8 protein-coding genes are annotated in these 8,710 nt (G+C 28.1%); all 8 read left to right on the top strand.

Going from position 1 to position 8,710, the window contains the following annotated elements; all coding sequences use genetic code 11:
* The first annotated feature begins 125 nt into the window (after window positions 1-125).
* The 8 genes from I4V51_RS19980 (at window position 126) to I4V51_RS19945 (ending at window position 8,442) form a co-directional block, all read left to right on the top strand.
* Entirely contained in the window at window positions 126-1,325 is a 1,200-nt protein-coding gene (locus tag I4V51_RS19980) for an AsnC family transcriptional regulator (RefSeq protein ID WP_195990198.1), read from the top strand.
* Window positions 1,326-2,762, top strand: coding sequence for a CoA-binding protein (locus I4V51_RS19975; RefSeq protein WP_195990197.1), 1,437 nt, complete (start codon window positions 1,326-1,328; stop codon window positions 2,760-2,762).
* A 405-nt stretch (window positions 2,763-3,167) separates the two neighbouring features.
* Window positions 3,168-3,668 (top strand): DUF4230 domain-containing protein, encoded by a 501-nt coding sequence (locus I4V51_RS19970; protein ID WP_195990196.1) that lies wholly within the window; start codon window positions 3,168-3,170, stop codon window positions 3,666-3,668.
* 13 nt (window positions 3,669-3,681) lie between these two features.
* Window positions 3,682-4,293, top strand: a complete 612-nt coding sequence (locus I4V51_RS19965) for a DUF4230 domain-containing protein (RefSeq protein WP_195990195.1) — start codon at window positions 3,682-3,684, stop codon at window positions 4,291-4,293.
* Window positions 4,294-4,425: 132 nt separating this feature from the next.
* On the top strand, window positions 4,426-5,040 hold the full coding sequence (locus tag I4V51_RS19960; RefSeq protein ID WP_195990194.1) for a sugar O-acetyltransferase: 615 nt from the start codon (window positions 4,426-4,428) through the stop codon (window positions 5,038-5,040).
* Between the two features lie 274 nt (window positions 5,041-5,314).
* The gene (locus I4V51_RS19955; RefSeq protein ID WP_195990193.1) at window positions 5,315-5,974 is read left to right on the top strand and encodes a DNA alkylation repair protein; all 660 of its coding nucleotides are present in this window, start codon (window positions 5,315-5,317) and stop codon (window positions 5,972-5,974) included.
* Between the two features lie 191 nt (window positions 5,975-6,165).
* Window positions 6,166-6,933 (top strand): TSUP family transporter, encoded by a 768-nt coding sequence (locus I4V51_RS19950; RefSeq protein WP_195990192.1) that lies wholly within the window; start codon window positions 6,166-6,168, stop codon window positions 6,931-6,933.
* Window positions 6,934-7,278: 345 nt separating this feature from the next.
* Window positions 7,279-8,442: an iron-containing alcohol dehydrogenase gene (locus I4V51_RS19945; protein ID WP_195990191.1), complete on the top strand. Its 1,164-nt coding sequence runs from the start codon at window positions 7,279-7,281 to the stop codon at window positions 8,440-8,442.
* Window positions 8,443-8,710: the final 268 nt, after the last annotated feature.

The raw sequence follows: 8,710 nt of genomic DNA, 5'->3' as shown, positions 1-8,710 counted from the left end.
TATAGTTTTAATAATTATTAAGTGTTTTTTATTTAAAAAGTTATTTTTTGAAATTTTGATTATGAATATTTTAGTTACAGATATAGTAAGTTGTAAAGAACGAGAATAAATAAGGAGATGACTTTATGAATAAAGTTGAAAAAAACTATAATTTAGGCACTGATGAAGTTCAAAAGTGGGGAGATGAGTATTTTTTTAAACCAAGAGGTATAGCTTTTTTAGAGCCAGGTACAGTTTCTTTGGATAGTAAGGAAATGAGTGCATATAATATTGCAAAATCTTCTTATCAAATCTATCCAGAGGTATTTAATATAAAGTATATATCAGAAAAGGTTGGTATAGATTATGATGATGTTATTGCAAGATTAAGAAGGATGTATGATGAACATTTAATTATGTTTGTTATGAATCCTGCGACACAAGTGTATGGATGGGGTTTATATTATTGGATAGTAAAACTAAAAGATAATACTCCAAAGGAAAAGAAAGAAGCATTAGGAGATTGGTATCAAAATAAAGATGATATTTGTACAGGTTATGAATGTACTGGTGACTTTGACTTCTTTAATGGAAATCATATGAGAGTTCTAGATAATTTATTATCAGATGTAATAGGACCATGGAAAGATAATGATGAAGTTGAATATGTTCATCTTTGTCCAATAAGAAGAGATGTTAGAGAATCAAACGTTAACATGTGGGATGCTCCTAAAGATAATTATAGAAAATGCCTTTGGGGAAAAAATCAATTAGAGAAATTATCTCAAATTCAAGATAAAATAGATATAATAGATTTGAAAATAATAAATGAAATTAATAATACATCATCTATTGGAGATATGTTTAATTTTGATATGCTTTCAGAAGTATCAGGATTAGATGCTGAAGAAATGAAAAGGGATATTATTGATGTAGTCGATAACAAGAAAATAATAGTCCCTATGATTTATTTAAATTTCATGAAATTAGGATTAACAATGAAAACTTTTGTTATAAGGTTATTCCAAATAATACCATGTCAAAGAAAGGCTGAAATAGTTGATGAATTAGCTGATATTCCAGAGTTTAATAATGTATTTGAATTTACTGATTCTTTTTATGATATAGCAGTTACTTCTTATAATGAATTAACTGATATAGATAAAATTAGGGAATTATTAAATAGTTATGGTGAAATAGAGGAAATAAAAGAAGCTGATATTAACAGACAATTTAGAAGATGGGTATGCAGATTAGATGATAATAATGGATTCTGGGAAGAATGTGTTTTTACAGATGATTTCCTTCAAGATAGAACAAGAAAAGTAAGTAAGGAGGAGAAATAAATGATAGTACAAAAAGCTCGTGATTATGTTGTTGAAAATTTAAAATATGCATTAAATCCTAAGTCAATTGCTGTTGTAGGTGCAAGTAGATATAATACTAAAGTTGGATATAAAGTAATCGAAGGACTAAAATCATGGGGATATAAGGGCAAAATATATCCAGTAAACCCAAGGGCAGACTTTGTACATGGATTAAAAGCATATAAAACAATAAAAGATATACCAGATGAAATAGATTTAGTTTTTGTTGCAGTACCAGCACATTTAGTTAAAATGGTATTAAAGGATTCAGTAGAAAAAAAGGCTAAGATTGCGGTAATTGCAACTAGTGCCTTTAAAGAAATAGGAAGAGGAGAATTACAAAATGAATTAACTGAATATTGTAGAGAAAATAGGCTTCCTCTAATAGGGCCAAACTTAGTTGGAATGGGAAGTCCATATTTAAATTTTAATTGTGGATTTATACCTTATTTACCAATAAAGGGGCCAGTTGCAATGATATCTCAATCAGGAGCTAACCTTTTAGCTGCACTTGGTACATCTCATAAAGACCATTTTGGAATGAGTTTCTTTGTTGGTCTTGGTAATAAGGCTGATGTAGATTATTGTGAATTTATTAAATATGCAGGATTAGATGATAATACTAAATGTTTAGCAATTTATATTGAAGGATTAGATAGTAGAGAAGCATTTATTGATGCATGTAACAATGTTGTAGAAAGTAAACCTATTGTTACTATTAAAGTAGGTGGTTCAGAAATTGGGGTAAAGGCTGCATTTGCTCATACTGCATCAGAAAACGAAGGAACTACCGATAGTGATTATGATGAGGTTTTTGAAAAGGCTGGAGCTATAAGGGCTACAACATGGCAACAATTCTTAGATATATCCTTAGCATTAGGATTACAACCAGAGCTTAAGGGTGATAATCTTGTATTAATTACTAACGGTGGTGGAGCAGGTTTATTAAGCTGTGATCATTTTGAGAGAAATGGAATGCCACTTAGAGAATTAAAAGAAATATCACCTGGCCTTGGAGAAAGAATAAAGGCATATATGCCAATGTTTGGTTCACCATTAAATCCTGTTGATATATCAGGAACAGCATCACCAATACAATATGATGGTGCATTCAGACAAGCAATGAGAGATCCTAATGTTGATGGTATTTTAGGTGCAATTTGTCCAACTGCAGTAACTGATGTACCAGCAGTAACTGATGTGGTAATTAGAATTTATAATGAATATAAATCTTTAGGCAAACCTTTCGTAATGATATGCCAAGGTGGAAAGGAATGTCAAGAATCTATAATGAAATTGAGGGATCATGGTATTCCAGCTTATTCAACAGCAGAACAAGCTGTAAATGCTGTTATAGCTTTGAGAAAATATAGTAAAATCAAAGAAAAGTTTATTAATAAGAATAATAATAATTAGTAGTCTAAAATTACAGAATTAGTATTTAGCAAACGGGTAATTTGAAAGTAATTAATAATGGTTTATATATATTAATATAAAAGTAATAGCAGCTAGTATGACTAGTTGCTATTTTTATATTAATATTCTTTTAAAACTATGGATTTTTTATAAGTGATACGTAATATTCAAGAAAGTTTATTGTTGTTAATTTAAATGAATGATATAATTTACATAAAAGTAAAATAAAGGTGAAATATAATATTTTAGATAAGTAGGTGTACGAATGAAAGAAGAAATAGAAAAAGAAAAGATGAAAGTTAAAATTAAAAATATAATTTGGAATACAATTTATAAAAAAATAAAGTAATATTTATATTTATTTTTTTTGGAGCATTAGTAATAATAGGGTCTATTGGTATTTTCATGGTTAGTGGAAATAAAAAACAAAAGGTGGAAGTAATAGCTACGTCAACATTACAAAAGATAATAAGCGTAAATGAACTTTCTACATTTCAAGTAGTTTATAATGGTATTGCAGAAGTTTTGAATCAAAGAGATATAGATAAAGTAGATTATTATGTATCATATATGTCAAGAGTAAATGCTGGAATTGACTTTGGACAAGTAAAAATTGATGTAAATCATGATAATAAAATAATTACGGCTACTATACCTGAAATAAAAATTATGGATATAAATGTAGATATAACATCACTTGACTATTTCTTTTATAACAAAAAGGCTAACAATGAAACTGTATCACAAGAGGCATATAAGAGTTGTTTAGAGGATGTTAAAAAAGAAGTTTCTGAGAAAGAAGATATTTATGAATTAGCAGAAGAAAATGCAAAGAATATACTTAAAGCATTAATTAGTCCATTTGTGGAACAATTGGATTCAAATTATATATTAGAGATAAACTAGGAGGAATACTTTAATGAGAAAAATATATATATTATTACTGACTTTAGTAGTAATGGCTTCTTGTACTTCTTGTGGACAGATAAAAAATGGTATGGAACTTCAGATATCCCAAATGAAAGCTATTTGTGAGTTAGCGACAATAGAGTGTTATTATCATAATGTTGCAAAATATAAGGAAGAAGATGCAGAAGGAATACTTCTTTGGAAAAAGGATAAAGATTTTTGGATTGAGTATAGTGGACAAGTTAAAGTAGGTATAGATATGTCATTAGTAGATATAGTAGTAGATAATGATAAAGTAAAGATAACACTTCCAGAAGCAAAGGTTCTTAGTAGTAAAGTTGATGAAAAGACTCTTACAGAGGAGTCATATATTATAGCGAAAAATTCAGGGTCTATAGAAGCGGCAGACCAAACAGAAGCTTATAAAGTGGCACAAGAGAATATGCTCAAATCAGCATCAGAAGACTTGGCACTTTTAGAAAATGCACAACAAAGGGCTCAGATGTTGTTAAAAGAATATATAGAAAATATAGAAGAGGCTACCGGAAAAGAATATTCAATTGAATGGATATTTATCGATTCTAATGAAAATAGCTATAATAAAAATAGTGAGAATACTTGATTAGCTTCTAATAATAGTATACTAATGATTGCTAGTGGAAGGTATTGGCTAAGGAGTGTATTAAGATTAAAGGAAGAAATTCTAATTAGAATATAATCTAAATATAAAAAGAAACACACTAAGGAGATAAAAATGGATATAAAAGAAAAAATGCATAATACGGAATTGTATTTACCAGGAAATGAAGAATTAATGAAAGAGCAATTTGGTTATTTGGACAGACTATATGATTTTAATATGACACGTCCTACAGAATTAGAAAAGAGAGAAGCTATGTTAAAAGAAATGTTTGCTGAAATTGGTGAAGGATGTTATATTGAACCGCCACTTCATTCAAATTTTGGTGGGAAGCATGTTCATTTTGGAAAGAATGTTTATGCAAACTTTAATCTTACATTAGTAGATGATACACATATTTATGTAGGGGATTACACTATGTTTGGACCAAATGTAACTGTAGCTACAGCAGGACATCCTATATTGCCAGAGCTTAGAGAAAAAGCTTATCAATATAATGCTTCTGTTACTATAGGGAAAAATTGCTGGATTGGAGCTGGTGCAATTATTTTGCCAGGAATTACAATAGGAGATAACGTAGTAATTGGAGCTGGAAGTATTGTAACAAAAGATATTCCTTCTAATGTAGTTGCAGTAGGAAATCCATGTAAGGTTATTCGTGAGGTTAATGAGCATGATAAGAAATATTATTTTAAGAATCGTATGATTTCAAAGGAGCTTTTAGACTAAAAGTTTTCATTTAGGATATTATTTATGATATCATCTATTGATTTAAAAATTATAATAGAAAGGATGGTATTATAATTCATTAATAAAAAGGTGTTGTATAGAAATATTTATACAACACCTTTTTGTTAGTATATAGATTATATAAAATAAATTTATTATAATAGTTGTTTAATAGATTTAGTTAATATATATGAGTAGTAATTAGCTTTCACATATATTAGAATGATTTAGGTAAGTAATATTTGAGTATAAAACTATATTAGGAGAAATTAAAATGGACGAGTTAACAAAAGTTATTAATAAATTTAGAGAAAGCACAAATGAAGAAAATGCTATTGTAATGAAAGCATACTTAAAGGGACAATTTGAATTTTTAGGAATAAAAAGTCCAGAGAGAAAACAGTTGCAAAAAGAATTTTTAAGTAATATAAATAAAAAAGAGCCAATTAATAAAGTTTGGGTATTACAGTTATGGAATTATGAGCAAAGAGAATTTCAATATCTAGCAATTGATTATTTAATAAAGATGAAAAATAATTTGTTAGAAGAGCATATTGATTTAATTAAGATATTAATTGTAACTAAATCGTGGTGGGATACGGTAGATTTATTAGCATCACATTTAATAGGTGAATTATGCAAAAAGTATCCTAATCTTATAGATGAATATATATTAAGATGGGCAGTAAGTGAAGATATGTGGCTTAGAAGAACAGTTATACTTTATCAATTAAAATACAAGGAAAATGTAGATACAAAAATTTTAGAATACGCAATATGTGAAAATAAAAATGATAATGAATTTTTCATTAGAAAAGCAATTGGATGGTCTTTAAGAGAATATTCAAAGATTAATAGGGAGTGGGTAAAAGAGTTTTTGGAAAATAATAAATTAAGTCCTTTAAGTATTAGAGAAGCAAGTAAATACCTATAATTAATATTATAGAAAATAATAATTAAGATAAATATTTGTTGTATACTAAATTCTTTAGGAGATATAGTGTTAAATGTAATGGAAGAGATTTCTAATAAAAAGATAATGAGCTTATAATTGAAGAATAATTCAATAAAATATTTACAAAATAGTGTATAATAAAAGAGTTATTACATAATTTGGGGGTAAATATGAATACATATTATATGACGTTATTAATAGTTTGTCCATTAGTTTTTATTGCAGGCTTTATAGATTCTATAGCTGGTGGTGGGGGGATAATATCATTACCAGCTTATATTTTTGCAGGAATTCCTATTCAAATAGCACATGGAACAAATAAGTTTGCAAATTGTATTGGGACAAGTATTGCGGCAAGAAAATTTTTAAAATCAGGAAATGTTAACATAAAACCAGCTTTATTATCAGCATCTGGAGCTTTAATTGGATCAGCAATTGGAGCTCAATTAGTAGTTATATTAGAAGAGAAGGTATTGCAATATTGTTTAATTATTATTTTACCTATAGTTGCAGTATTTTTAATGTTTAATAAGGGGTTTGGTTCAGAAGAGAAAGTTAAAGATTTGCCGAAGCAAAGGTTATATCCATTAACATTTTTTATTGGTTTAATAATAGGTGCATATGATGGTTTCTTTGGACCAGGTACAGGGACATTTTTAGTATTGGCTTTTACTACAATATGTGGATTTAATATTATAACTGGATCAGGAAATGCTAAAATAGTAAATTTAGCATCAAACTTTGCAGCTCTTATTGTATATTTAGTTAATGGTAAGATATTTTTTGCAGTAGGGGTGCCAGCAGCTATTTGTTCAATATTAGGAAATTATATAGGTGCACACTTAGCTATAAAAAAAGGTGCAAAATTTATTAAAGTAATAATATTACTGGCAATTGTTTTGTTGTTTTTAAAAGTTATATTAGGATTGGTATATTAAATAGTAATAATATAGAGTTGATAAATCTCAAGGAGAGTTAAATCCTTGAGATTTATTATTTATGATAATATTTCTATTATTAATTTATATTTTTATTAATAAATAGAAAGGCTCGGATTTAAAAAAATTTTAAATAAGTATTGACTTAGAGTTTGCTCCAGGGAGTATTGTATAAATATAAATAAAACCTGTTCTAGTGGAAATAACGTTTTTTGCATTTATCAATTAGATATATATTTACTATTAGTATAATAATTTGAACTGTATACTAGTAAAACAAAGTAATAATATATAGGAATAAAACAACTAAAAATAATTATTATTTAAGATTAAAGGAGATTAACTATGTTATATGATTTTACGTATTACAACCCAACAAAAGTACATTTTGGAAAGGATTCTTTAAAGCATTTAAAAGGAGAACTTATTAATTATGGAGATACAATACTTTTAGCTTATGGAAAAAATTCAATTAAGAAAATTGGATTATATGATGAATTAAAGACTATATTAAATAAAAGTGGTAAAAAAGTAGTTGAATTATCTGGTGTTATGCCAAATCCAACTTATGAAAAAGTATTAGAAGGAGCAGCATTAGTTCGTGAAAATAATGTAGATCTTATTTTAGCAGTTGGTGGTGGTTCTGTTATAGATTGTGCAAAGGCAATTTCTGTTTCTGCATATTGTGAAGGAGATGCATTTAAAAAATATTGGATAAATTTTGAGCCTGTGGATAATAAAATTGTACCAGTTGCTTCAGTTTTAACAATGGTTGGTACTGGTTCAGAGATGAATGGAGGTTCTGTAATAACTAATGAAGAACTAAAAATCAAATCAGGAAGAGTTTATGGACCAGAAGTATATCCTAAATTTTCAATTTTAAATCCAGAATACACATTTACACTTCCTGAATATCAAATGGTAAGCGGAGTATTCGATATTATGTCTCACCTTATGGAACAGTATTTTTCAGGAAATGATAACAATACAACAGATTATGTAATTGAAGGGCTTCTTCGTTCAGTAATTGATAATTCAAGAGTAGCAAAAAAAAATCCAAAGAATTATGAAGCTAGAAGTAATATGATGTGGAGTGCAACACTTGCACTTAATACTATAGCAGGACTGTCAAAGGAGCAAGATTGGGAAGTTCATATGATAGAACATCAATTAGGTGCTTATACTGATTGTGCTCATGGTATGGGGCTAGCAGCAATATCAATTCCATATTATCGTTATATTTATTCTTATGGATTAGATAAATTTGTTAGGTTTGCAAAAGAAGTATGGCATGTATCAGAAGAAGGAAAGACAAAAGATGAAATTGCACAAGAAGGAATTGCATGTTTAGAATCATTTATTAAGGAGCTAGGTATAGTTACATCTATTAGTGAACTAGGAGCAACAAGAGAAATGTTACCTCTTATTGCGAATTCTACTGTATTAGGTGGAGGATATAAGAAGCTTACAGCAGAGGAAGTTTTATTAATTTTAGAAAGTTGTTTTTAGGAATTTTAATATTAAAGAAGCAAATTATTAAAGATATTAGTTATGATTTAGCAATTAATTAAAAGTTTATATATAAATGAAAAGTGAAGTTTCTTTTAAAGAAGGCTTCATTTTTCTTGTATTTAGAATACCACAGGTTCGACCTGTGGTTCCGGAAAGCTTCTAGCGGTGAGTAGAAATAAAAAAACCTCCGTTGTAAAATTATAGTAGGTTTGCCGACCACAACTATAATACAAGGAGGTATCCAATATGGATAATAGTAGTTTAG

It is taken from the genome of Clostridium sp. D53t1_180928_C8 (assembly GCF_015667795.1).
Lineage (GTDB): Bacteria > Bacillota > Clostridia > Clostridiales > Clostridiaceae > Clostridium.
This window is presented reverse-complemented; position numbering and strand designations above follow the sequence as displayed.